We start from the raw sequence: 23,234 nt of genomic DNA on the forward strand, positions 1-23,234 counted from the left end.
GCCACCCCCCGGCCCCACCCCGCCGCCCGCCACGGCCTGCCCCCGGTGGCGGCGCTCACGTACCGTTGAGGAATGACGAGCATCGGCGCATCTTCCGGCATGGTCGACTGGAATCTCGCGGTGGCGACCGCGACCCGGCTCGTACGGCCGGGCCCCGAGGTGAGCCGCGACGAGGCCAGGGCCGTCGTCGCGGAGCTCCGCCGCCACGCCAAGGTCTCCGAGGAGCACGTCCGGGGCTTCACCCGCATGGCCACCGAGGAGATCCACGACACCCCCGTCCTCGTCGTCGACCGCCCCGGCTGGGTCCGGGCGAACGTCGCCGGGTTCCGGGAGATCCTCAAGCCCCTCCTGGAGAAGATGCAGGAGCGGCGCGGCAACGGCGCGGGCAACGCGGTCCTCGGCGCCGTCGGCGGCAAGGTGACCGGCGTGGAGCTGGGCATGCTGCTGTCGTTCCTGTCCTCCCGCGTCCTCGGCCAGTACGAGACCTTCGCCCCGGCCACCCGCGAACTGCCCGCCGGCGCGAACGGCGGCGGGCGACTGCTGCTCGTCGCGCCGAACATCGTGCACGTGGAGCGCGAACTCGACGTCGACCCCCACGACTTCCGCCTGTGGGTGTGCCTGCACGAGGAGACGCACCGCACCCAGTTCACGGCGGTGCCCTGGCTCCGGGACCACCTGGAGGGCGAGATCCAGTCGTTCCTCGCCGAGACCGACGTCGACCCCATGACCGTGCTGGAGCGGGTCCGCGAGGCCGCCCAGACGCTCGCCGGGGGCCGCCCCGAGGGCGAGGAGGACGACGGCGGCCGGTCGCTGGTCGAGCTGGTGCAGACCCCGGCCCAGCGGGAGGTCCTCGGCCGGCTCACCGCCGTCATGTCCCTGCTGGAGGGCCACGCCGACTTCGTGATGGACGGCGTCGGCCCGTCGGTCGTGCCGAGCGTCGGGGAGATCCGCGAGAAGTTCCAGCAGCGCCGCGCCAAGGGCGCCTCCCGCCTGGACCTGGCGCTGCGCAAGCTGCTCGGCCTGGACGCCAAGCTCCGCCAGTACCGGGACGGCGAGCGCTTCGTACGGGCGGTGGTCGACGAGTGCGGCATGGACGGCTTCAACCGGGTCTGGACCTCGCCCAACACCCTCCCCACCAAGTCGGAGATCGCCAAACCGGCGGACTGGATCGCGCGGGTGCACCGCAAGCCGGAGGCGTGAGCCCCGCCGCGGGGGCGTGAAACGAATCCGGCCGACGGCAGTCGAACGCCCCTCCAATCACCCGTCCGAGGGACCGTGGGCCCTCGACAGGCGTGCGATGCTCGGGGAACGGCCCGTTTCTGTCACCATCTACACACTCTGCGTGACCGAACCTCGGGCCTCACCCCCCGAAAACTTCATGAAGGGCACCGGACATGGGTCCCCATCCTGCGGTCGCGGCGATACGCCTGGCGGTCCGCCGCGTCCTCCACGACATCCTCACCGAACTGAACACCACGGCCGGCGTCCACGCCGCGACGGCCGCCGAGCGCACGCCCGAGCGCCCGCCCGGACTCCCGACGGCGCCCCTCGTGCTCGTGGCGTGCTCCGGCGGCGCCGACTCGATGGCGCTCGCCTCCGCCCTCGCCTTCGAGGCCCCCCGGCTCGGCATCCGCGCCGGCGGCGTCACCGTCGACCACGGCCTGCAGAACGGCTCCGACCTGCGCGCCGAAGAGGTCGTGCTGCGCCTGCGCGAACTCGGCCTGGACCCCGTCGAGGCCACCGCCGTGACCGTCGGCCGCGCGGGAGGCCCCGAGGCCGCCGCCCGCGACGCACGCTACGCCGCCCTGGACGCCGCCGCCGCCCGGCACGGGGCCGCCGCCGTCCTGCTCGGCCACACCCGCGACGACCAGGCCGAGACCGTCCTGCTGGGCCTTGCCCGCGGCTCCGGCATCCGCTCCCTGTCGGGCATGGCCGCGGTCTCGGGGGCCGGCGGCCGTTACCGGCGGCCCTTCCTCCAGGTCGACCGGCAGACCGCGCGCAAGGCCTGCATGGTCCAGTCCCTGCCCGTCTGGGACGACCCGCACAACGCCGACCCGGCCTACACCCGCTCCCGGCTGCGGCACGAGGGCCTGCCCGCCCTGGAGAAGGCCCTCGGCAAGGGCGTCGTGGAGGCCCTCGCCCGTACGGCGCAGCTCTCCCGGGACGACGCCGACGCCCTCGACACCTGGGCCCGCCAGGCCGAGGCGGGCGTCCGCGACTCCACCGGCGTACTGGAGTGCGCGAAGCTCTACGCCCTGCCGCCCGCCGTACGCCGCCGGATCCTGCGCCGCGCCGCCATCGAGGCCGGTGCCCCGGCCGGCGCGCTGTTCGCCCGCCACATCGAGGAAGTCGACCGGCTGATCACCGGCTGGCGCGGGCAGGGAGCCATCAACCTGCCCGGCAAAGTCGTCGCCCAGCGCCAGGGTGGCAGACTGGTGATTCGGCAAGGCTGAATCCGGACCCTCCCACCGATCCGCGCACGGATCGCCGGGGCGGTGCGGAGTGGCCGGTGGGACGACCGAAAGTGATGCGGGTGGACGCGAACGACATGGGTGCCGACCTCGAGAAGGTACTCATCACCAAGGAAGAGATCGACGCGAAGCTGGCCGAGCTGGCCGCGAAGATCGACGCGGAGTACGCGGGCAAGGACCTGCTCATCGTCGGTGTGCTCAAGGGCGCCGTGATGGTCATGGCCGACCTCGCGCGCACGCTGTCCACCCCCGTCACCATGGACTGGATGGCGGTGTCCTCGTACGGCGCGGGCACCCAGTCCTCCGGCGTGGTGCGGATCCTCAAGGACCTCGACACCGACATCAAGGGCAAGCACGTCCTGATCGTCGAGGACATCATCGACTCCGGCCTGACCCTGTCCTGGCTGATCTCCAACCTGGGCTCGCGCGAGCCCGCCTCGCTGAAGGTGTGCACGCTGCTGCGCAAGCCCGACGCGGCGAAGGTCGCCATCGACGTGGAGTGGGTCGGGTTCGACATTCCCAACGAGTTCGTCGTCGGCTACGGCCTCGACTACGCCGAGAAGTACCGCAACCTGCCGTTCGTCGGTACGCTCGCGCCCCACGTCTACGGCGGCTGAGGCGGCCCTGTAGCGGGTTCCGCGGCGTTTCGGGGGGCCGCCGGGAACCCCGGAGGCCTCCGCGCCGTTGGAGCATGCAGACGGGACGCCAGCGGTCCGTGCGGCTGAGCGCGGCCCGGCTGGGGTACCGTCAGAAGAACTGTCTTATCAAACTCACTATGGCAGGAGGGACGGGGCGGCACCGCTCCGTGTGGATGGACGTGAAGCGATACTTCCGTGGGCCGGTCATGTGGATCGTGCTGGCCGTCCTTGCCGTGGTCGTGTTGATGCAGGTCGTCGGCTCGTCCGGCGGCTACAAGACGGTGGACACGGGCCAGGTCGTCCAGGCGATCAACGACAACAGGGTCGAGTCGGCCAAGCTGACCACCGGCGACGAGCAGAACATCAAGGTTCAGCTCAAGGACGGCGAAAAGGTCGAGGGCAGCTCGAAGATCCAGGCGAGCTACATCGGCGACCAGGGCGTCGACATCGCCAATACCCTGCAGAACAAGTACCAGGACAAGCAGATCACCGACGGCTACACCGTGTCGCCGTCCAAGCAGAACCCGTTCGTCGGGCTGCTGATCACCCTGCTCCCGTTCGTCCTCATCGTGGTCATCTTCCTCTTCCTGATGAACCAGATGCAGGGCGGCGGCTCCCGCGTCATGAACTTCGGCAAGTCCAAGGCGAAGCTCATCACCAAGGACACCCCGAAGACGACGTTCTCGGACGTCGCCGGTTCGGACGAGGCCGTCGAGGAACTCCACGAGATCAAGGAGTTCCTCCAGGAACCGGCCAAGTTCCAGGCCGTCGGCGCCAAGATTCCCAAGGGCGTGCTGCTGTACGGCCCGCCCGGCACCGGCAAGACCCTGCTCGCGCGTGCCGTCGCGGGCGAGGCGGGCGTGCCGTTCTACTCGATCTCCGGTTCCGACTTCGTCGAGATGTTCGTCGGTGTCGGTGCCTCCCGGGTGCGCGACCTGTTCGAGCAGGCCAAGGCGAACGCTCCGGCGATCGTCTTCGTCGACGAGATCGACGCGGTCGGCCGCCACCGCGGCGCCGGCCTGGGCGGCGGTCACGACGAGCGCGAGCAGACCCTCAACCAGCTGCTCGTCGAGATGGACGGCTTCGACGTGAAGGGCGGCGTGATCCTCATCGCCGCCACGAACCGGCCCGACATCCTCGACCCGGCGCTGCTGCGTCCCGGCCGTTTCGACCGGCAGATCGCCGTCGACCGTCCGGACATGCAGGGCCGTCTGGAGATCCTCAAGGTCCACCAGAAGGGCAAGCCGGTCGCTCCGGACGTCGACCTGTCGGCCGTCGCCCGCCGTACGCCCGGCATGACCGGTGCCGATCTGGCCAACGTGCTGAACGAGGCCGCCCTCCTGACGGCCCGCAGCGACCAGAAGCTGATCGACAACCACATGCTGGACGAGGCGATCGACCGGGTGGTCGCGGGCCCGCAGAAGCGGACCCGGATCATGTCGGACAAGGAGAAGAAGATCACCGCGTACCACGAGGGCGGTCACGCCCTGGTCGCGGCGGCCTCGCCGAACTCCGACCCGGTCCACAAGATCACCATCCTGTCGAGAGGCCGGGCCCTCGGTTACACGATGGTGCTCCCGGACGAGGACAAGTACTCGACCACGCGCAACGAGATGCTCGACCAGCTCGCCTACATGCTGGGCGGCCGCGCGGCCGAGGAACTGGTCTTCCACGACCCGACGACGGGTGCCGCCAACGACATCGAGAAGGCCACCGGCCTGGCTCGGGCGATGGTCACGCAGTACGGCATGACCGAGCGTCTGGGCGCGATCAAGTTCGGTGGCGACAACACCGAGCCGTTCCTCGGGCGTGAGATGGCGCACCAGCGCGACTACTCGGAAGAGGTCGCCGCGCTGGTCGACGAAGAGGTCAAGAAGCTCATCGAGACGGCGCACAACGAGGCCTGGGAGATCCTGGTCGAGAACCGCGACGTCCTCGACAACCTCGTCCTCGCGCTGCTGGAGAAGGAGACGCTGGGCAAGGAGGAGATCGCCGAGATCTTCTCCCAGATCGTCAAGCGTCCGGCCCGGCCCGCCTGGACCGGTTCCTCCCGCCGTACGCCCTCGACCCGTCCGCCGGTGCTCTCCCCCAAGGAGCTGGCACTGACGAACGGAGCGAACGGCGCCCCGGCGGCGATCTCCACCGCCAAGAGCACCACGGCGGAGCCCGCCCCGGCTCCGGAACGGACCCCGGAGGACCGCCCGGAGAGCTGACCCGGCCACTCCCGGCGGCCCCACCAGGCCCGGAATGCATGCCGCGCCCCCCAGGTTCTAGCCTTGGGGGGCGCGGCATTGCCGTATGCCGACCGCAGTACAGGATCAGGAACGAGGCATCAGATGACCGACCCCGTGACGCTGGACGGCGAGGGCCAGATCGGCGAGTTCGACGAGAAGCGGGCCGAGAACGCCGTACGGGAACTGCTGATCGCCGTCGGTGAGGACCCGGACCGCGAGGGCCTGAAGGAGACGCCGGCGCGGGTGGCGCGGGCGTACCGGGAGATATTCGCGGGGCTGTGGCAGGAGCCGGGGGACGTGCTGACGACCACGTTCGACCTCGGGCACGACGAGATGGTCCTGGTGAAGGACATCGAGGTCTTCTCGACCTGCGAGCACCACCTCGTGCCGTTCCGTGGCGTGGCGCACGTGGGCTACATTCCGGCCACCAACGGCAAGATCACGGGACTGTCCAAGCTGGCCCGTCTCGTGGACGTCTACGCCCGGCGCCCTCAGGTGCAGGAACGTCTCACCACGCAGGTCGCGGACTCCCTGATGGAGATCCTGGAGCCGCGCGGCGTGATCGTCGTCGTGGAGTGCGAGCACATGTGCATGTCGATGCGCGGTATCCGCAAGCCCGGCGCCAAGACCCTCACGTCCGCGGTGCGCGGGCAGCTGCGGGATGTCGCCACGCGCAACGAGGCGATGAGTCTGATCATGGCGCGCTGACGCCGAAGGGTTTCGGGTGGCGGTCGCCGAGGGGCGTGGGGCGTCAGGTCAGGCCGGTGTCGCCGTGCCCGGGTGGTCGTCGTCCTCGTCCTCCGGGAGCTTGCAGACGCGCTCCAGGAAGATCGCCGCCGCTATGACGGCGACGCCCGCCAGGACCGAGAAGCCGGCGTAGATGGCCTGGTCCCGGCGCGGCGGGACGTCGAGCAGCTCCAGCAGGAAGACGCACATGCCGCCGTACACACCGGCGACGAGGGCGGCCACCAGGGCGCTGGCCTGGCCGAAGACGACCGCGCGCGCCGCCATCATCGGGTCGACGCCCTTGGCGCCGGGGACGCGCTCGCGCTGGGCCTTCAGCCGGGCGCGCAGCGAGAGCGCCGTGGCCAGCAGGACCACGGCGATCAGCGCGAGGACGATGGGGGCGGCCAGGGGGACGCTCGGGAGGTTCCCCACCGAGTTCCACAGGCGGGCGCCCGCCCAGGACAGGATCCCCGCGACGACGAACACGCCGGCCAGCACCCTGATGCGCAACTCTTTCACGGTGTCCCGGTGTCCCTTCGGTCCCCTGCGTGGTCGTCCTGACCTTGTCGACCTTAACGACTACTCGGGCAGCCGGAGTTCCAGGTCGGCGCGGGTCGCGACGCCGTCCAGGGTGACGGAGTCGAGGAGGGCGGCGACCGGGCCGTGACCCGGCAGCTGGGCGTCGGGTTCCACGTCGTGCCAGGGGGCGAGGACGAAGGCGCGTTCGTGGGCGCGCGGGTGGGGGAGGGTGAGCTGCGGGTCGTCGGAGACGACGTCGGCGTAGGCGACGATGTCGACGTCGAGGGTGCGCGGCCCCCAGCGCTCGTCGCGGACCCGGTGGAAGGCTTCCTCGACGGCGTGCGCCCGCTCCAGGAGGGAGGACGGGGGCAGGGTGGTCTTGAGGATCACGACCGCGTTGAAGTACGAGGGCTGGCTGTCCGGGGCGACGCCCCAGGGCTCCGTCTCGTACACCGGCGAGACGCCCTTGACGCGCACGCCCGGGGTGTCCTCCAGGGCGTCGATGGCGCCCTGGAGGGTCTCCAGGCGGTTGCCGAGGTTGGCGCCGAGGGCGATCACGGCGCGCTTGGGGTTGGACAGGGTGGCGTCGGCCGCGTCGACCTGCTCGATGACGGAGGCGGGCACCGGCTGGACGGTCGGGTCGCTGGGACCCTCGGTGAACGAGGTGCTCATACACGGCTCCGGATGATGGTGACGGTCACGTCGTCGAAGGGGACGGTGATCGGCGCGTCCGGCTTGTGGACGCAGACCTCGACCTCCTCGACCCCCTCGTGCTTCAGACAGACCTGGGCGATGCGCTCGGCGAGCGTCTCGACGAGGTTGACGGGCTCGCCCTCCACGACGGCCACGACCTCCTCGGCCACGATGCCGTAGTGCACGGTCTTCGCCAGGTCGTCGTCGGCCGCGGCCGGCCGGGTGTCCAGGCCAAGGACGATGTCCACGAGGAAGGTCTGGCCGTCCTCGCGCTCCTTGGGGAACACACCGTGGTGCCCGCGGGCCTTCAGGCCGCGCAGCGCGACACGATCCACGCGAATCACTCCTGCAGTCGTCGGTCTCGGCCGGTCCGTACCGCGTGCGGGCGGTACGACGGCCACAGTCGAATCTACCCGTGAGCACCGACAGGGCCGGGCCACGGGGTGTGGGGGGCCGGGGGAGACCGGCAGGTTTCACCGGGCGTTCTCCCCGGCGGTGCCGGTGGATCACGGGTTGGTAGCCGCCCATACCCGGCGGTCCGTGATTCCAACCACTTATTGGTTCCTCCCGTTCGGGGAGGGGGGTCTGGACCGGTTCGGGGAGGGGGCCTCGCCCGGTTCGGGGAGGGGGGCCTCGCCCGGTCGGGGGAGGTGCCCTGGGCCGGTCAGGGAGGGGTGTCCTCGCCCTCCTCGTCCTCGGACTCGGCCATGACGGGGGAGGCGTGGTGGGACCAGAGCTTCCAGCCGGCGGGTGTGCGCCGGTACGTGTTGGTGGCGACCACGAGCTGGCCGACGAGCGGGCCCAGCTCGTCGCCGCCCTCGGGGGCGGGGCCGCCGCTGAGGATGTTCTCCGTACAGGTCACCAGGGCGGTGTCGCCGGTGACGGAGACGTGGACGTCGGTCAGGAAGAACTGGATGTAGTCCGTGTTCGCCATGATCAGGGCGTACGAGCGGAGTACCTCGCCGCGGCCGGTGAGTACCGGCCAGCCGGGGTGCACGCAGGAGACCACGCCGGCGTCGGCCGGGTCGTGGTACGACTCGTCGATGCCCAGGTCGGAGGGGGCGAGCCAGAACCGGGACACCTTCTCGAAGTCGCCCTGCTCCAGCGCTTCGTAGAAGGCGGTGTTGGCCGCCTCGACCTGTTCGACGTCGATGTGCGGTGCGTTCACCGGGCTCCTTCTGCCGCGCGGGCGCCGTCGGCGGTGCGGGCACCCTCGGCGGTGCGGGCGCCCTCGACGGCGCGGGCGACCCGTACCGCGTCGGCGGTGGCGCGGACCTCGTGGACGCGTACCGCCCACGCGCCGGCGTGCGCCGCGAGGGCGGAGACGGCGGCGGTGGCCGCGTCGCGCTCCCGCGCGGGGGGCGGGGGCGTGCCGGGGCCGGAGAGTACGCGGCCGAGGAAGCGCTTGCGGGAGGCGGCGACGAGGAGGGGGTGGCCGAGGCCGAGGAGGCGGTCGAGGTGGGCGAGGAGGACGAGGTCGTGTTCGGCGTCCTTGGAGAAGCCGAGGCCGGGGTCGACGACGATGCGGTCGGGGGCGATGCCGCCCTCCAGGACGGCCTCCACGCGCGCGTGCAGCTCGTCGACGACCTCGGTGACGACGTCGTCGTACACGCCCCTGACGTTGCCGGCCTCCAGGAGGCCGCGCCAGTGCATGACGACGAAGGGGGCGCCGGAGTCGGCGACGACCGGGATCATCCGGGGGTCGGCGAGGCCGCCGCTGACGTCGTTGACCAGGGCGGCGCCGGCGGCTAGGGCCTGCTCGGCGACGGAGGCGCGCATGGTGTCGACGGAGACCGTCACGCCCTCGGAGGCCAGGCCGCGGACGACGGGGACCACGCGCCTGAGCTCCTCGTCCTCGTCGACGCGGGTCGCGCCGGGGCGGGTGGACTCGCCGCCCACGTCCACGAGGTCGGCGCCCTCGGCGACGAGGTCGAGGCCGTGCTTGATGGCGGCCGTGGTGTCGAAGAAGCGGCCGCCGTCGGAGAAGGAGTCGGGGGTCACGTTGACGACTCCCATGACCGCGCAGCGGTCCCATGCGGGCAGCCCCGCCAGGTCGTGGCGGCGGCGGGCGGTCTGCTTGCTCATGTGTTCACCCTAGGCCCAGCGGGTGAGTGCCTGCGGCGGCCTGTGCGGGGTGGGTGGGGGTGCGGGTGGCGCGGTGCGTGGTCGGGTGGGTCGGGGCCGGGCCGGGGGGTGTCCGTCCTCGGAACGGCGCGGAATCGGTCGGCCACAGAAGTGGGAGGCGTTGACGCGCCAACCGCTGCGGGCGGACACCCCCCGGCCCGTCCCCTTCCCGCCGTACGCGGCTATCCGCCCGTTCCCCCGCAGCTGCGGGCCGCCGCCTGCCGCCCCTAGCTGCGGGCCGCCTCCCGCCTAGCTGCGGGCAGTCGTGCCGCTGGGGCGGCACGGGTGGGCGCAGCGGCACCCCGTAGCGCCGGGCCGCGACACCCCACCCGCGCAACCCACGGCACCCCGCTACGCCGGGCCGCGTCACCCACCCCGTGCCGGGTGCCCGGCAGGCGTCGGCCGTGTGGCTCACGCCGCTCGCGCGTCCCCCTCCGCCACCCGGTGCGCGCAAGGGCGGCGTGCCGGTGTGTGGCGGCGCAGGACGCGGGGGAGCGGTGGGGCGAGGGTGACGAAGCCCTCGGCCTGGAGGGCGGCGAAGCCGATGCGGGGGAGGTCGGCGGAGGCGCGGTAGACCACGAAGCGCGGCTCCCAGCGGGGGCGGAACTTCGCGTTGAACTTGTACAGGGACTCGATCTGGAACCAGCGGGAGAGGAAGACGAGCAGGCCGCGCCACGCACGGAGCACCGGGCCCGCGCCGATCTTCTCGCCCCGCGCGAGCGCCGCGCGGAACATGGCGAAGTTCAGGGAGACACGGGCGATGCCCAGCCTCGGCGCGGCCTGGAGCGCGGCCACGATCAGCAGCTCGTTCATGCCGGGGTCGGCCGCGCGGTCGCGGCGCATGAGGTCCAGGGAGACGCCGTCGGTGCCCCACGGGACGAAGTGGAGGACCGCCTTGAGGTCGCCGTACTCGCCGGGCTCGGCGTCCGGCTTGTGCGCGGTCGCTATCAGGCAGTCGCCGTCGGAGGCATCGCCGACGCGGCCCAGGGCCATCGAGAAGCCGCGCTCGGTGTCCGTGCCGCGCCAGGCGTCGGCGGCGCGGCGGACGCGGTCCAGTTCGGCGTCGGAGAGGTCAGCCACGCGCCGTACGCGGGTCTCGTAACCGGCGCGCTCGATGCGCTTGACCATCTGGCGCACGTTGCGCATCGCGCGGCCGGCGAGGGAGAAATCCGCCACGTCCACCACCGCCTCGTCTCCCAGTTCGAGGGCGTCGAGGCCGGTCTCCCGGGTCCACACCTCGCCGCCGGTCTCGGAGCAGCCCATGACGGCGGGGGTCCAGGAGTGGGCGCGGGCCTCGTCCATGAAGCGTTCGATGGCGCCCGGCCAGGCCTCCACGTCCCCGATCGGGTCGCCGCTGGCCAGCATCACGCCGGACACGACGCGGTAGGTGACGGCCGCCTTGCCGCTGGGGGAGAAGACGACCGCCTTGTCGCGGCGCAGCGCGAAGTGGCCGAGGGAGTCGCGGCCCCCGTGCCGGGCGAGGAGGGCGCGCAGCCGGGTCTCGTCGTCCTCGGTGAGGCGGGCCGCGGGGTGTTCGGGGCGGAAGGCCAGGTAGATGGTGGTGACGGCGGTCAGGAGGCCGAGGGCGCCGAGGGAGAAGGCGACCGTCCAGGAGGTGTCGCCCCGGTAGTCGACCGGGCCCTCGACGCCGAACAGGCCGTAGAGGACGTGGGTGAGGCGGTCGGCCAGGCTCGGGGCGCCGACCATGCGGTGCGGGTGGGCGTTGACGACCAGGAGGCCGAGGACGACGGAACCGGCGCTCATGAGGACGAGGTTGGCCAGGGCCCGCCAGCGGCTGCGGGGGTCGGGGAGGGCCGCGAACTGGTCGCGGTGGCGCAGCAGCGGCAGGAGCAGCGCGAGGGAGATCAGTACGCCGAGGAGGGAGTGGCGGTACGTGAACTGGGCGACCGCGCCGAGGGGGAGCAGGGCGACCGCCGCGCGCCACGCCCTTCGCTTGCGGCGCTTGAGCCCGTGGGCGAGGAGGAGGAGCAGGACGCCGGCGCTGAGGGAGAGGGCCGCGGCGAAGGGGCCGAAGGCGCCGGGGAGGACCTCGGCGAGGGCGTGCACACGGCTGTGCCGGAAGCGCGGGAAGACGCCGGCGGCGATGTCCAGCAGGCCGACGAGAGCGCACGCGCGGCCGACGAGGAGGGGGACGCGTTCCGGGCGAGGGCCGTGCAACACGCGTCGCGTGCCACGGGGTTTCGTCGGAACCCCACCCGACATTTCCTCATCTGTCCTGACAGACATCGCACCTGTGGTTCCGCGAGAGACGTTGGATCCGGGCCCCGTTTCGGGCATCCGGCGACATTGCGCCCTCTAGGACGGTGTCTTGGCGGGTGGGGTTCACTCCCCGTCGTCGGAAACACCGGAGGGTGGCCTGGGCCGGAGGTCCGGGCGCGGGCGCGAGGAAAGTGCAGGCGGGTGGGGACGTATGGGTCTCACGAGTGACGAGGTGCCGGCGCTGGCGGTCCTGTGCGGCGTGCTGCTGTTCGCCGGCACGGTGTGGCTGTGGCCGCGACTGGCCGGGCGGGGCGTGCGGGCCGTGCTCGGGCGGGTGGGGCTGCTGCTCGCCACCCAGGTGGCGGTCTTCGCCGCGGTCGGCCTGGTCGCCAACCGGTCCTTCGGGTTCTACGGGAGCTGGGCCGACCTGTTCGGCCGGGAGGACGGTCAGGGGGTGGTCGTCGACCACTCCGCCGGCGGGAGCGGGTCGTTGAGGGTCGTCGGCGAGCGGCGGGTGGTGCCGGCGGGCGGGGCGCGACCGGAGGACGCCGGCCGGATCCAGGAGATTCGGGTCGTCGGGCGTACGACGCGGATCGCGTCGTCCGCGTACGTCTACCTGCCGCCGGAGTACTTCCAGGCGCGCCACCGCACCCGTACGTTCCCCGCGGCCGTCGTCCTGACGGGCTATCCGGGGACCGCTTCGGCCCTCGTGGACAAGCTGCACTATCCGCGTACGGCGCTGGAACTGGCCCGGGCCGGCCGGATGAGGCCGATGATCCTGGTGATGCTGCGGCCCACGGTGGCGCCGCCGCGCGACACGGAGTGCGTGGACGTGCCGGGCGGGCCGCGGACGGAGTCGTTCTTCGCCGAGGACCTTCCCGAAGCCGTGGGCGCCCACTACCGCGTGGACGGCGGGCGGGGGAGCTGGGGTGTGGTCGGCAACTCGACCGGCGGGTACTGCGCCCTGAAGCTCGCCCTGCACCATCCCGGGGTGTTCGGAGCGGGGGCCGGGCTGTCCGCCTACTACGACGCGCCCAGCGATCCCACCACGGGCGACCTCTTCCAGGGCGACGAGGGGCTCAGGAACCGGGCGAATCTGTGGTGGTACCTCGAGAAGATGCCCGCACCGGACACTTCACTGCTCGTCACCAGCAGTAGGACCGGTGAGACGAACTACCGGGACACGCTGGAGTTCATCGAGCGGGTGAAGGACAAGGAGCCGACGCGGATCTCGTCGGTCATCCTGGAAAGCGGCGGGCACAACTTCCATACCTGGCGACGTGAGATTCCCGCGACCCTGCGGTGGCTCAGCGAGCGGCTCCCCGCGCGGTGAGTAGGAATGATCTTGATTAATTCGCCCGCCGGTGGATGTGTGGAATGCCGACGCCTTGTGAACGCGTCCGAGATGACGGTGTTTTTGTGGGGCGGGGCGCCAAGAAACGCCTACGCGCGGTAAGTTTCTGGCCATGCCACGTGGACGTCACCGCCATTCCCCGCCCTTGCACAGGCTGCTTCCTCCGTCGGCGATCGCAGGCGTCTCGGTCGTCTGCGCCCTCGGCCCCTGGGTGTTCAGCGAAGCGATGATCCTTCGCTCCCTGGCCGCGGCCGCCGCGGTGACGGCCGTCGTGGGCGCGGTCGTCATGCGGCACTGGGACGCGCAGGCGGGCAGGCGCGTCGCGGACCTCACGCGCGCGCGGGCGAGCGATGAGTGGCGTTACGAGGAGCGGGTCGCCGAACTGGAGTCCGACCTGGAGGAGTCGCGCGAGCTGCGCGTGAAGCTGGAGCACCGGCTGCGCGCCAAGCGCACGGAGCTGGCGGGGCTGCGCAACGAGCACGCCGCCCTGCTGCGTCGCTACGCCACGGCGGAGACCGAGCGCGCCAGCGCGCTGGAGGGGCGTCGCCTGCTGGAGATAGAGGCCGTGCCGCAGGCGCGTGCGCTGCCGGCGGCGCGACAGGCGCCGGTGCCGGAGACGGTGCGGGAGACGGCGGTCGACGAGACGGCGGTCGTCGATACTCCGGTTGGCGATGCGCGGGCCGACGGCGCGGTGGCGGGAAAGACGCGGGACGAGGAGGCGCCGGCGGTGTTCTCGCCCGAGGGCTCCCGGCTGTTCCTGCGGGCGAACGCGGCACTCGCGCGGTTCGACGGGGAGACGCCCGACGGCCCGGACGGCGGTGACGACGGGGACGGCGGTGGCGGCGGCGAGAGCGCGGCGGCCGAGACCGCGCAGGAGGGCGAGGGGCCCGGGCCGTCCGACGCGGCCGACGGGCACGGGCGCACCGACGCCTCCCCGGTGACCGGTTCCGGCCGGTCCGACGAGCCGCCCGCGCCCACCCAGACCACCCAGCCCACCCAGCCCACCCGGGAGGGCTCCGGTCACTTCGCGGTGCCGACCGCGGTGGCCGTCGTACCGACGGCTCCGGCTCGGCGGCCGGGGGTCGAGGGCGGATTCGACTTCTTCGGCACGAAGGACGCCGAGGACGGGGCGTCGTCGCCCGAGGCTCTGGAGGCCGTCCAGAACGAGGACCTCGCCGACGTCGTCGGCCAGGAGGCCCTCGCCCTCCACAAGGCCGAGACGGAGGCCGGGTTCAAACCGGCCGGCGAGGAGTCCCGGGGGGTCGGCCAGGTGATCGACCTGACGGCGCACGACGAGACGGAGCAGATCGACGTACAGGGGCTGCGCAGCGCGGTGTCCTGACGCCGGCCGGCCGGGCCGGTGAGGTCGGTTCAGGCCATCCAGCGGTCCGGCGGGGCGTCCCGGCGTCCGGTGCGGGACCGTTCCGCCTGGGCGTGCAGCAGCCGTGCCGCCTCGTCGGCGTCGCGCAGCCGCGCGGTCACCGTCTTGTTCGCGCCCGTGTCCACCCGTACGTCCGCCAGCCGCAGCGCCCGCCGCCAGGGGCCCTGCGTACGGCGGACGCTCTGCACCTTGGCGTGCGGCACCAGCGCCAGGCTGCGGCGCAGCAGCCCGTACCGGGCGGCGAAGACCGTGTCGGTCACCGCGAGCCCGTAACCGCGCCACCACAGCGGTGTGCACCGCGCGGCGCGGCGCGGCGGGCGGGACAGCTCCGTCCCCGCGGGGACGGTCACCCCGGGCAGCACCCGCGCGACGACCGCCTCCGCGATCCCGCGCGGGGCGACCGGCAGCAGGACGGAGTTCGACGACCCGGCCACGTCCAGCTCCACCCGTACCCAGCCCCGGCGCCGCCACAGCAGCGGTTCCACGATCCGCACGGTCTGCACCCGGCCCGGCGGCACCGTCTCGTGCGTGCGGTCCAGCAGCCCGCGGTCGATGCGGAGCCCGTCCGGGGACTCGGCCACGGTCCAGTCGTACTCCCCGACGAACCGGCCCGCGCTGCTCGCGCCCGCGGCGCCCAGCAGGGGCAGGGCGGTCGCCAGCACCGTCCACAGGTTGTGGGTGGCCAGCCACAGCAGCGTCGGTACGACGACGGCGGCGATCAGCGTGCCCCAGGTCGCGCCGGTCAGCAGCAGTGAGACGGCGAGGACCCGGGGCGGCACGTGCAGCAGTTGGCGGGAGGGCGCCTCGCCGACCTCGTGCGCGGTCTCGGGGGCGAGGCCGGCCGCGCGGGCGAGCAGCTCGGCCCGCAGCGCGCTCGCCTCGTCGGCGCCCAGGAAGGCCAGTTCGTCCTTCTTGCCGGTGCCTATGACGTCGAGTTTCAGTTTGGCGACCCCCGCGACGCGGGCTAGCAACGGCTGGGTGACGTCGACGGCCTGGATCCGCTCCAGGCGGATGTGCGCGGTGCGCCGGAACAGCAGTCCGGTACGGATGCGCAGCTCCGTGTCGGTCACCGCGAAGTGGGTGAACCACCAGGTCAGGAAGCCGTACAGGGCGGCGGCCGGGATCAGTACGGCGAGGCCGGCCAGCAGCGTGGTGGTGGTCAGCCGTTCCAGCTGGCGCTGCGCCTGGTCGGGGTCGTGCACGGCCCAGCCGACGATCACGGCGAGCGGCGCCCACGCCCGCCGCAGCGGCGTGACGGGGTGCAACCGCCGCTCCACGACGCCGGTACCGGGAGGGGCGGGGTCGGGGGCGGCCTCCGGGGAGGTGGCGGTGTCCTTCGCCGGGCCGGTCGTGCCGTCTCCCGCGTCCGGCGTCGTCACAGCCCCGCCGATCGGGCCTCGCCCAGCTCGGTGAGCCGGTCGCGGAGACGTTCCGCCTCGGCCGGATCGAGGCCAGGGATGGTCGCGTCGGTCGCGGCGGCGGCCGTGTGCAGTTGCACGCTGGCCAGGCCGAAGTGCCGTTCGACCGGCCCGGAGGTCACCTCGACCAGTTGCATGCGGCCGTACGGGACGACGGTCTCCTCCCGCCACAGCACGCCCCGGCAGATCAGCAGGTCGTCGGCGCGCTCGGCGTACCGCCAGGAGCGCCAGTTGCGTTCCAGCATCACCCAGCCCCAGACCGCCAGGGCCAGCGGCAGCAGGGCCAGGGCCGCCCAGGCGGGGCCGAGGAACAGTGCGGGCAGCACGCCCGCGGCGAGCGTGAGCAGGCCCAGCCACACCACCAGCAGCAGGCGCCGCATGCGGAGCAGTCCCGGTGGCAGGCCGGTCCACACCGGCTCGTCCGGCGCCGTCCCGGCCGCCCGCGCCGCACCCGTCGTGCCCGTGTCGTCAGGGCTCCCCGTCTCCATGGGGCCAGCGTACGTAGGGGAGACTGTGTCCATGACTCCTACGACGGAGACCATGGTCGGCATCGGCGGCGCCGCGGAGAGCACCGACATGGTGCTCAACATCGGGCCCCAGCACCCGTCCACGCACGGCGTGCTGCGGCTCAGGCTCGTCCTGGACGGCGAACGCATCACCAGCGCGGAACCCGTGATCGGCTACATGCACCGGGGCGCGGAGAAGCTGTTCGAGGCCCGGGACTACCGTCAGATCATCGTGCTCGCCAACCGCCACGACTGGCTGTCGGCGTTCTCCAACGAACTGGGCGTGGTCCTCGCCGTCGAGCGGATGCTCGGCATGGAGGTCCCCCCGCGCGCGGTGTGGACGCGGACCCTGCTCGCGGAGCTGAACCGGGTGCTGAACCACCTGATGTTCCTCGGGTCGTACCCCCTGGAGCTGGGCGGCATCACCCCGGTCTTCTACGCCTTCCGGGAGCGTGAGGTCCTCCAGAACGTCATGGAGGAGGTCTCCGGCGGGCGCATGCACTACATGTTCAACCGCGTCGGCGGCCTCAAGGAGGACCTGCCGGCCGGCTGGGCCGGCCGCGCGCGCGGTGCCGTCGCCGCCGTGCGCTCGCGCATGGACGTCTTCGACGACCTGGTGCTCGGCAACGAGATCTTCCGGGGGCGTACGCGCGGCGTGGGCGTCCTGAGCCCCGAGGCCGTGCACGCCTACGGGGTCAGCGGGCCGATCGCCCGCGCGTCCGGCGTCGACTTCGACCTGCGCCGCGACGAGCCGTACCTCGCCTACGGCGAACTCCAGGACACCCTGAAGGTCGTCACCCGCACCGAGGGCGACTGCCTCGCCCGCTTCGAGTGCCTCCTGGAGCAGACCCACAATGCCCTCGACCTCGCCGACGCCTGCCTGGACCGCCTGGCCGGCCTGGAACCGGGCCCGGTCAACCAGCGGCTCCCCAAGGTGCTCAAGGCGCCCGAGGGACACACGTACGCGTGGACCGAGAACCCGCTCGGCATCAACGGCTACTACCTGGTCAGCAAGGGCGAGAAGACCCCGTACCGGCTGAAGCTGCGCTCGGCGTCGTACAACAACATCCAGGCGCTCGCGGAGCTGCTTCCGGGGACGCTGGTCGCGGACATGGTGGCGATCCTGGGATCACTGTTCTTCGTGGTCGGGGACATCGACAAGTAGCGCGGCCGCGTCGAGCGGCCCGACCGGCTGGAGCAGCCACACGAAGTCGCCCAGCCCGCCCGGCGCGGTCAGCTCGGCGGCCTCCGAGGCCCCCGCGAGGGCGCGCACGTACGCCGCCGGATCGGTGGCGGCCAGCGCGAGCGGGGGGCGTACGCCGATGAGGCCCAGGGCCCGCAGGGCGTCGCGCTGGGGGCGCAGCAGAGCGTCCGGGGGCGTGTGCTCCGGAGCGCACCTCTCGGTGTGGGCCGACGCGCACGCGTCCAGCGCGACGTGCGAGGTGAGGTCGCACGACCCGTCCGGCACGGGCGGCGTCTCCCTGCCCTCCCGGAAGCCGGTGAGCGTCCCGAAGGGCGGCCGGGCGTCCGCGGTGTGCGCGTAGTCGGCGGCCACGGCGAGCCCGGCGTCCAGCGTCGCCACGGCGGACGCCCAGGCCGCGTCGCGGGGAAGGCCGATCTCCGCCCGCAGCCCCTCCTCGCCGGGCAGCGGCCACCACCGGGCCAGCCACTCGGCGTCCGCCCCGGTCACCGGCTCCCCGAGCCGCTCGGTCCCGTCGTCCCGGACCAGCACTCGCCGGGCCACGCCCGCGGCGTCCACCTCGGCCACGTCGACCGGCACGTTGTCCAGCCACTCGTTCGCGAACAGCAGCCCGGTCACCCCGCGCGGCGGCTCGGCGAGCCACTCGATCCGGGGGTCCAGCCCCTCGGGGCGGCCGGCGACCTCGACGGCGTACGCGCGGGTGCGGGCGGCCACGTCGGCGGGCAGCGCGGCCAGCACGCCGGTGACCAGCTCGCCCCGCCCGGCCGCCATGTCCACGAACGCCAGGGACGCGGGCCGCCCCAGCGCCGCGTCGAGGCGGCACAGCAGCCGCGCCACGGCCCCGGCGAACAGCGGCGACGCGTGCACGGACGTACGGAAGTGCCCTGCGGGACCCTCCGGTCCGCGGTAGAAACCGGCCGGTCCGTAGAGCGCCTCCAGCGTGGCTTCCCTCCAGCCCCGCCATTCCCTTTGAGCTTCCTGAGCCCCTCTGAACCCTGCTGTCCCTTGCGTCACAGGCTCAGGCTAGGGGCACAGACGGTCGGAGCCTCCACCTTGCGGAGTACGCGCGGGGAGCAGGGATCGGCCCTCCGGTTGACCCCTGCACCTATTCCGCTTCCCTACGCTGGTTCACGTGCAGCGCCTCTACGCTTTTCTCCGCCGACACCCGACCGGGGTCGACTGTTTCTGGGCTCTCGTCCTGCTCGGCATCTCCGTCATGTCCGTGGCCCCGCAGCAGGAGGCCCGGGGGACGGACGTCACGGCGCTGATCGTTCCCTTCGTGCTGCTGCTGTGCCTGGTGATCGCGCTGCGCCGCCGCATGCCGGAGAAGATGCTGCTGCTCGGCGTCGCGCTCGGCCTCGGGCAGGTGGTGCTGGACGTGCCGACCATGCCGGCCGACTTCGCCCTCCTGGTGATCGTCTACACCGTGGCCGCGACCGGCGCCCGCTGGGCCTCCCGGACCGCGCTGGCCACGGGGCTCTGCGCCGCTCCCGTCGCCCAGCTGCGCTGGCCCATGGAGGACGCGGGCATGGGCGGCAACATCGCCATAACGGTCTTCCAGGCGGTGCCCTTCGCCCTCGCCTGGGTGCTGGGCGACTCCATCCGCACCCGCCGCGCCTACTTCGCGCAGCTGGAGGAGCGTGCCGCCCGGCTGGAGAAGGAGCGCGAGGCGCAGTCCAAGGTCGCGGTCGCCGCCGAGCGCGCCCGGATCGCCCGCGAGCTGCACGACGTCGTCGCGCACAACGTCTCCGTGATGGTGGTCCAGGCGGACGGTGCCGCCTATGTGCTCGACACCGCCCCCGACCAGGCGAAGAAGGCCCTGGAGACCATCTCCTCCACCGGCCGCCAGGCCCTCGCCGAGATGCGCCGCCTGCTCGGCGTGCTGCGCACCGGCGAGCACGAGGAGGCCGGGGAGTACGTCCCGCAGCCCGACGTCCAGCAGATCGAGGACCTCGTCGAGCAGTGCCGCACCTCCGGGCTGCCGGTCGACTTCAAGATCGAGGGCACTCCGCGCACCCTGCCCAGCGGCGTCGAACTCACCGCGTACCGCATCGTCCAGGAGGCGCTGACCAACACCCGCAAGCACGGCGGTCCGGACGCGGGGGCGAGCGTGCGGCTGGTCTACTTCGACGACGGGCTCGGACTGCTCATCGAGGACGACGGGAAGGGCGCCCCGCACGAGCTGTACGAGGAGGGCGGCCTCGACGGCCAGGGCCACGGCCTGATCGGCATGCGGGAGCGCATCGGTATGGTCGGCGGCACCCTGGACGCGGGCCCGCGGCCGGGCGGAGGATTCCGCATCAGCGCACTGCTGCCGCTCCGGCCCGCACACTGACGACGGCCCTTTCACGCGCGTACCGCGTTGACACCTGTAAGAGGGTGCGGGAGGGCATCTCCGAGAAGAAGGAAGAGGACTCGATGGCGATCCGCGTCATGCTCGTCGACGACCAGGTGCTGCTGCGCACCGGGTTCCGGATGGTGCTGGCCGCCCAGCCGGACATGGAGGTCGTCGCGGAGGCGGGCGACGGCGTCGAGGCCCTCCAGGTGCTGCGCTCGACCGCCGTGGACGTCGTCCTGATGGACGTCCGCATGCCGAAGCTCGACGGCGTGGAGGCCACCAGCCGGATCTGTGCGGACCCGGACGCGCCGAAGGTGCTGATCCTGACCACCTTCGACCTCGACGAGTACGCCTTCTCGGCGCTGAAGGCGGGCGCCTCGGGCTTCATGCTCAAGGACGTGCCGCCCGGCGAGCTGCTCGCCGCGATCCGCTCCGTGCACAGCGGTGACGCGGTGGTCGCCCCCTCGACCACCCGCCGGCTCCTGGACCGGTTCGCGCCGATGCTGCCGGCCACCGGCCAGGAACCCCGGCACAAGGAACTCGCGCGGCTCACCGGGCGGGAGCGCGAGGTGATGGTGCTGGTCGCGCAGGGCCTGTCCAACGGGGAGATCGCGGCCCGGCTCGTGCTGTCCGAGGCGACCGTGAAGACGCACGTGGGCCGCATCCTGACCAAGCTCGGCCTGCGCGACCGGGTGCAGGTGGTGGTCCTCGCCTACGAGACCGGGCTGGTGCGGGCCGGGGGCGGAGCGGGCTGACGGGGGCGGGCGGGCTGCGGCGCCTGGTGCGCGACCGACCCGGCCGTGCGCGTCCGGGGACTGCCGGACGGGCCCTAGCGGAGTATCCCCTCCAGGAAGTCGCCGCCCAGCCGGGCGACCACCGTGACGTCCAGCTGGTGCAGGACGTACCGGCCGCGGCGGCGGGTGGTGATCAGGCCCGCCTTCTTCAGCACGCCCAGGTGGCGGGATATCTCCGGCGGCGTCATGCCGTGCGCCTGCGCCAGCTCGCTCGTGGTGTACGCGCTGCGGGCCAGGTGGCGGCAGATCCGCATCCGGACCGGGTGGGACAGCGCGGACATGCGCAGGGTGAGCTGCTCGACCGACGGCGGCGAGACCGGCTCGGGGGAGCCGACGGGGTAGTGCAGCACCGGCTGCCAGCCGTGCCGGTGCAGGACCATCAGGTGCGGCCAGCCCAGGCTCGTCGGGACGAGCAGCAGCCCGCCGTCCGCCGTCGCCGAACGGCCCTCGCCCAACTTGTCGACCGTGATCCGCGCGGCGTCCTCGTCCAGTGACACGGCCGGGGACACGGCGGCCAACGCCTCGGCGAGGCCCTTGCGGCGCAGCAGGTCCGTCTTGTGGCGGGCGTCCGCCGCGAGCTGGTGGCGCAGCCGGGACCAGGCTTCCGCGAAGAACGCCTCGTCGCAGTCCCGCGCGAACTGCCGCAGCCAGCCCCGGATCCGCGGCGGATCGGCCAGCAGCCGCTCGCTGAAGCGCAGCTGCTGCGGCCCCCGCGCTGCGGCCAGCTCCAGCGCGCGCCGGCGCACCCCGGCGTCCGCGAGCGCGGAGATCCCGCCCGTGCTGTACGGCAGGGCGCAGGTGAACTCCAGGGCCGCATCCACGAACTGCTCGTCGGTCAGCTTGTCGAGTAGGTCCAGGTCCTCGGCGAGGGTGGCGCCGGGCAGCGTGCCGCGGCCCGGGACGCCGGCGAACGGCATGAACAGGTCCGAGAACGTCGTCCGCCACAGGAAGTCGGCTTCGCACATCCGGTCGGCCAGGTGCGGGTCGAGCCGCGCGGTGACGCCCGTCGCCCAGCCCTGGAGGCCCGGGTGGTGCCCGGGCTCCGACAGGGCGTGCAGGGCCATGCCCAGCTCGGCCAGGGGCGAGGGCACCACGGCGATCCTCTCCGGCCGCAGCCCCGCGATGTCGATGCGCACGCTCATGCCCTCATGGTGCACCCCGCCACCGACAACGCCGCCGCGGAGCCCGTTCCTCCGCTTCCTCCCCCGGCCTTGCTCCTACGTCTGCCGATACGCCGGGCAGCCCTCCAGCCGTGCCGCGAAGTCCGCGACGGCCGCCCTCACGTCGCCGGCCGTCCACCGCAGCCCCGCCGTGTCGATCCCGACCTCGGTGACGGCGAGGCCCGGCACGGTGGTGCTCCAGCCCCGGGAGAAGAGCAGGGTCCCCGTCTCCTCCGCCTGCCGGACCGCGGCCTCGCCGACGACCTCGGCGTCGTACGGCAGCCATACCTGGAACTCGTGGGTGTGCGGTACCTCGGGAACCACCCGCGCCCACGGCAGCCCGGCCGCCGCGAAGCCCTCGCGCAGCGCGGCGGCCACCACGCGCGCGTGGGTCACGTACGAGGGCAGCCGGGGCAGTTCGCGTTCCAGGCCGGCCAGCGCCGACAGCACCGTCGGGAACTGCTGGAACACGGCGCCGCCGTACCGGTGCCGCCAGGCCTTCGACTCCTCCACCAGCGCCCGGGGGCCGGCCAGGGCGGCGCCGCCGTACCCCTTGAGGGACTTGTAGAACGAGACGTACACGCTGTCCGCCAGGCCCGCGATCTCGGCCAGGGGGCGGCCGAAGTGGACGGTGGACTCCCACAGGCGGGCCCCGTCGAAGTGGACCACCGCGTCGCGCTCCCGCGCGGCCTCGACGACCCCGGTGAGCTCCTCCCAGGTGGGCAGCAGGAAACCGGCCTCCCTGAGCGGCAGCTCCAGCATCAGCGCCCCGAACGGCTCCTCGAAGTCGCGTACCTCGTCGGCGGTCGGCAGCCGGGGCTCGCCGGTCAACCGCGCCGGCCGCAGCCCGCTGACGACGCTGAAGGCGTCGCGCTCGTGCATCTGGGGGTGGCTGAGTCCGTGCAGCGCGACGACCGGGTCGCCGGTGCGGCCCGCCCAGCAGCGCAGCGCCACCTGCTGTGCCATGGTGCCGGTCGGGAAGAAGGCGGCGGCCTCCGTGCCGAGCAGTGCGGCGGTCTTCTCCTCCAGGGCCTCGACGATGCCGTTGCCGTAGATGTCGGACGGTTCGTCGAGGTCGTACAGCTCGGCGGCCCCGTCCAGCAGCGCGAGCCGCTCGCGCAGGGTCGTGGCGAATCCCGGTTCGACGAGTACGCGCCGGGCGGCCCGGTGGGCGGCCACGCGTCGTTCCCTCAGACGCGCCCGCCGCTCCTCCGGCGCCGTCGCCCCGGGCGGCTCCCCGGCCCGCCGCTCGTCCCGTTCCGCCGTTCCGGACCGCTCCGCCTGTACCGCCGTATCGCTCATGTCCGGATCATGCCGTGCGGACGCCGCCGCGGGCACCCGGTTCACGTACGGGTGAGCGTCACCCCCGTACGGAAACCCACAGCCTGTGGACAACCGGACACCCCCCGGACCAATCGCGTTAACATGACGAGAAATCGTCCGGTACCCCGAGCGGA

Annotated in this window: 21 protein-coding genes; 10 read left to right on the plus strand and 11 right to left on the minus strand. The window is 72.9% G+C overall.

What is annotated here, in order from left to right:
• The first annotated feature begins 72 nt into the window (after positions 1 to 72).
• The 5 genes from ACFIF2_RS13865 (at position 73) to folE (ending at position 6,051) form a co-directional block, all read left to right on the plus strand.
• Positions 73 to 1,200 (plus strand): zinc-dependent metalloprotease, encoded by a 1,128-nt coding sequence (locus ACFIF2_RS13865; RefSeq protein WP_395572908.1) that lies wholly within the window; start codon positions 73 to 75, stop codon positions 1,198 to 1,200.
• Between the two features lie 194 nt (positions 1,201 to 1,394).
• The gene (gene tilS / locus ACFIF2_RS13870; RefSeq protein WP_395572909.1) at positions 1,395 to 2,453 is read left to right on the plus strand and encodes a tRNA lysidine(34) synthetase TilS; all 1,059 of its coding nucleotides are present in this window, start codon (positions 1,395 to 1,397) and stop codon (positions 2,451 to 2,453) included.
• Positions 2,454 to 2,548: 95 nt separating this feature from the next.
• Entirely contained in the window at positions 2,549 to 3,088 is a 540-nt protein-coding gene (gene hpt / locus ACFIF2_RS13875; RefSeq protein ID WP_229831030.1) for a hypoxanthine phosphoribosyltransferase, read from the plus strand.
• A gap of 194 nt (positions 3,089 to 3,282) precedes the next feature.
• Positions 3,283 to 5,322, plus strand: a complete 2,040-nt coding sequence (gene ftsH / locus ACFIF2_RS13880; protein WP_395572970.1) for an ATP-dependent zinc metalloprotease FtsH — start codon at positions 3,283 to 3,285, stop codon at positions 5,320 to 5,322.
• Between the two features lie 123 nt (positions 5,323 to 5,445).
• Entirely contained in the window at positions 5,446 to 6,051 is a 606-nt protein-coding gene (gene folE / locus ACFIF2_RS13885; protein WP_395572910.1) for a GTP cyclohydrolase I FolE, read from the plus strand.
• Between the two features lie 48 nt (positions 6,052 to 6,099).
• Here folE and ACFIF2_RS13890 read toward each other — a convergent pair whose 3' ends face one another.
• The 6 genes from ACFIF2_RS13890 to ACFIF2_RS13915 all read right to left on the minus strand — a co-directional run bounded on the left by ACFIF2_RS13890 (position 6,100) and on the right by ACFIF2_RS13915 (position 11,628).
• On the minus strand, positions 6,100 to 6,588 hold the full coding sequence (locus ACFIF2_RS13890; RefSeq protein WP_395572911.1) for a DUF3180 domain-containing protein: 489 nt from the start codon (positions 6,586 to 6,588) through the stop codon (positions 6,100 to 6,102).
• A 60-nt stretch (positions 6,589 to 6,648) separates the two neighbouring features.
• Positions 6,649 to 7,260, minus strand: coding sequence for a 2-amino-4-hydroxy-6-hydroxymethyldihydropteridine diphosphokinase (gene folK, locus ACFIF2_RS13895; protein ID WP_395572912.1), 612 nt, complete (start codon positions 7,258 to 7,260; stop codon positions 6,649 to 6,651).
• Entirely contained in the window at positions 7,257 to 7,616 is a 360-nt protein-coding gene (folB, locus tag ACFIF2_RS13900; protein WP_011028954.1) for a dihydroneopterin aldolase, read from the minus strand. The genes folK and folB overlap by 4 nt, the downstream gene beginning before the upstream one ends.
• Before the next feature lie 329 nt (positions 7,617 to 7,945).
• Positions 7,946 to 8,449, minus strand: coding sequence for a nuclear transport factor 2 family protein (locus ACFIF2_RS13905; RefSeq protein ID WP_395572913.1), 504 nt, complete (start codon positions 8,447 to 8,449; stop codon positions 7,946 to 7,948).
• Positions 8,446 to 9,366: a dihydropteroate synthase gene (gene folP, locus ACFIF2_RS13910; protein WP_395572914.1), complete on the minus strand. Its 921-nt coding sequence runs from the start codon at positions 9,364 to 9,366 to the stop codon at positions 8,446 to 8,448. Before folP ends, ACFIF2_RS13905 begins: the two co-directional genes overlap by 4 nt.
• Before the next feature lie 450 nt (positions 9,367 to 9,816).
• Positions 9,817 to 11,628, minus strand: coding sequence for a phosphatidylglycerol lysyltransferase domain-containing protein (locus ACFIF2_RS13915; protein ID WP_395572915.1), 1,812 nt, complete (start codon positions 11,626 to 11,628; stop codon positions 9,817 to 9,819).
• Positions 11,629 to 11,836: 208 nt separating this feature from the next.
• On the opposite strand from ACFIF2_RS13915, the gene ACFIF2_RS13920 reads away from it, so the two are divergent.
• Positions 11,837 to 12,958: an alpha/beta hydrolase gene (locus ACFIF2_RS13920; RefSeq protein ID WP_395572916.1), complete on the plus strand. Its 1,122-nt coding sequence runs from the start codon at positions 11,837 to 11,839 to the stop codon at positions 12,956 to 12,958.
• A gap of 133 nt (positions 12,959 to 13,091) precedes the next feature.
• On the plus strand, positions 13,092 to 14,321 hold the full coding sequence (locus ACFIF2_RS13925) for a hypothetical protein (RefSeq protein ID WP_395572917.1): 1,230 nt from the start codon (positions 13,092 to 13,094) through the stop codon (positions 14,319 to 14,321).
• A gap of 29 nt (positions 14,322 to 14,350) precedes the next feature.
• On the opposite strand, the gene ACFIF2_RS13930 is transcribed toward ACFIF2_RS13925, so the two are convergent.
• Together ACFIF2_RS13930 and ACFIF2_RS13935 are read right to left on the minus strand one after the other, a co-directional pair.
• On the minus strand, positions 14,351 to 15,739 hold the full coding sequence (locus tag ACFIF2_RS13930; RefSeq protein WP_395572918.1) for a PH domain-containing protein: 1,389 nt from the start codon (positions 15,737 to 15,739) through the stop codon (positions 14,351 to 14,353).
• Positions 15,736 to 16,266: a PH domain-containing protein gene (locus ACFIF2_RS13935; RefSeq protein ID WP_395572919.1), complete on the minus strand. Its 531-nt coding sequence runs from the start codon at positions 16,264 to 16,266 to the stop codon at positions 15,736 to 15,738. Before ACFIF2_RS13935 ends, ACFIF2_RS13930 begins: the two co-directional genes overlap by 4 nt.
• Positions 16,267 to 16,297: 31 nt before the next feature.
• Here ACFIF2_RS13935 and ACFIF2_RS13940 point away from each other — a divergent pair, with 31 nt between their 5' ends.
• Positions 16,298 to 17,449: an NADH-quinone oxidoreductase subunit D gene (locus ACFIF2_RS13940; protein WP_395572920.1), complete on the plus strand. Its 1,152-nt coding sequence runs from the start codon at positions 16,298 to 16,300 to the stop codon at positions 17,447 to 17,449.
• On the opposite strand, the gene ACFIF2_RS13945 is transcribed toward ACFIF2_RS13940, so the two are convergent.
• Positions 17,414 to 18,499: an SAM-dependent methyltransferase gene (locus ACFIF2_RS13945; protein WP_395572921.1), complete on the minus strand. Its 1,086-nt coding sequence runs from the start codon at positions 18,497 to 18,499 to the stop codon at positions 17,414 to 17,416. The two genes, ACFIF2_RS13940 and ACFIF2_RS13945, sit on opposite strands and share 36 nt — an antisense overlap.
• A gap of 118 nt (positions 18,500 to 18,617) precedes the next feature.
• On the opposite strand from ACFIF2_RS13945, the gene ACFIF2_RS13950 reads away from it, so the two are divergent.
• Positions 18,618 to 19,820, plus strand: a complete 1,203-nt coding sequence (locus ACFIF2_RS13950) for a sensor histidine kinase (RefSeq protein WP_395572922.1) — start codon at positions 18,618 to 18,620, stop codon at positions 19,818 to 19,820.
• 83 nt (positions 19,821 to 19,903) lie between these two features.
• Positions 19,904 to 20,578: a response regulator gene (locus tag ACFIF2_RS13955; RefSeq protein ID WP_395572923.1), complete on the plus strand. Its 675-nt coding sequence runs from the start codon at positions 19,904 to 19,906 to the stop codon at positions 20,576 to 20,578.
• Between the two features lie 74 nt (positions 20,579 to 20,652).
• On the opposite strand, the gene ACFIF2_RS13960 is transcribed toward ACFIF2_RS13955, so the two are convergent.
• Together ACFIF2_RS13960 and ACFIF2_RS13965 are read right to left on the minus strand one after the other, a co-directional pair.
• Positions 20,653 to 21,759, minus strand: coding sequence for a DUF5937 family protein (locus ACFIF2_RS13960; RefSeq protein ID WP_395572924.1), 1,107 nt, complete (start codon positions 21,757 to 21,759; stop codon positions 20,653 to 20,655).
• A gap of 75 nt (positions 21,760 to 21,834) precedes the next feature.
• On the minus strand, positions 21,835 to 23,079 hold the full coding sequence (locus ACFIF2_RS13965; protein WP_395572925.1) for a threonine aldolase family protein: 1,245 nt from the start codon (positions 23,077 to 23,079) through the stop codon (positions 21,835 to 21,837).
• Positions 23,080 to 23,234: the final 155 nt, after the last annotated feature.

Source organism: Streptomyces sp. BK79 (genome assembly GCF_044142145.1).
GTDB lineage: Bacteria > Actinomycetota > Actinomycetes > Streptomycetales > Streptomycetaceae > Streptomyces.

Excerpts from the sequence above, each read along its gene's own strand:
- ACFIF2_RS13865 (WP_395572908.1), top strand. The coding sequence starts at position 73 with ATGACGAGCATCGGCGCATCTTCCGGCATGGTCGACTGGAATCTCGCG.
- tilS (WP_395572909.1), top strand. The coding sequence starts at position 1,395 with ATGGGTCCCCATCCTGCGGTCGCGGCGATACGCCTGGCGGTCCGCCGC.
- hpt (WP_229831030.1), top strand. The coding sequence starts at position 2,549 with ATGGGTGCCGACCTCGAGAAGGTACTCATCACCAAGGAAGAGATCGAC.
- ftsH (WP_395572970.1), top strand. The coding sequence starts at position 3,283 with ATGGACGTGAAGCGATACTTCCGTGGGCCGGTCATGTGGATCGTGCTG.
- folE (WP_395572910.1), top strand. The coding sequence starts at position 5,446 with ATGACCGACCCCGTGACGCTGGACGGCGAGGGCCAGATCGGCGAGTTC.
- folK (WP_395572912.1), bottom strand. The coding sequence starts at position 7,260 with ATGAGCACCTCGTTCACCGAGGGTCCCAGCGACCCGACCGTCCAGCCG.
- folP (WP_395572914.1), bottom strand. The coding sequence starts at position 9,366 with ATGAGCAAGCAGACCGCCCGCCGCCGCCACGACCTGGCGGGGCTGCCC.
- ACFIF2_RS13915 (WP_395572915.1), bottom strand. The coding sequence starts at position 11,628 with ATGTCGGGTGGGGTTCCGACGAAACCCCGTGGCACGCGACGCGTGTTG.
- ACFIF2_RS13920 (WP_395572916.1), top strand. The coding sequence starts at position 11,837 with ATGGGTCTCACGAGTGACGAGGTGCCGGCGCTGGCGGTCCTGTGCGGC.
- ACFIF2_RS13925 (WP_395572917.1), top strand. The coding sequence starts at position 13,092 with ATGCCACGTGGACGTCACCGCCATTCCCCGCCCTTGCACAGGCTGCTT.
- ACFIF2_RS13935 (WP_395572919.1), bottom strand. The coding sequence starts at position 16,266 with ATGGAGACGGGGAGCCCTGACGACACGGGCACGACGGGTGCGGCGCGG.
- ACFIF2_RS13940 (WP_395572920.1), top strand. The coding sequence starts at position 16,298 with ATGACTCCTACGACGGAGACCATGGTCGGCATCGGCGGCGCCGCGGAG.
- ACFIF2_RS13955 (WP_395572923.1), top strand. The coding sequence starts at position 19,904 with ATGGCGATCCGCGTCATGCTCGTCGACGACCAGGTGCTGCTGCGCACC.
- ACFIF2_RS13960 (WP_395572924.1), bottom strand. The coding sequence starts at position 21,759 with ATGAGCGTGCGCATCGACATCGCGGGGCTGCGGCCGGAGAGGATCGCC.
- ACFIF2_RS13965 (WP_395572925.1), bottom strand. The coding sequence starts at position 23,079 with ATGAGCGATACGGCGGTACAGGCGGAGCGGTCCGGAACGGCGGAACGG.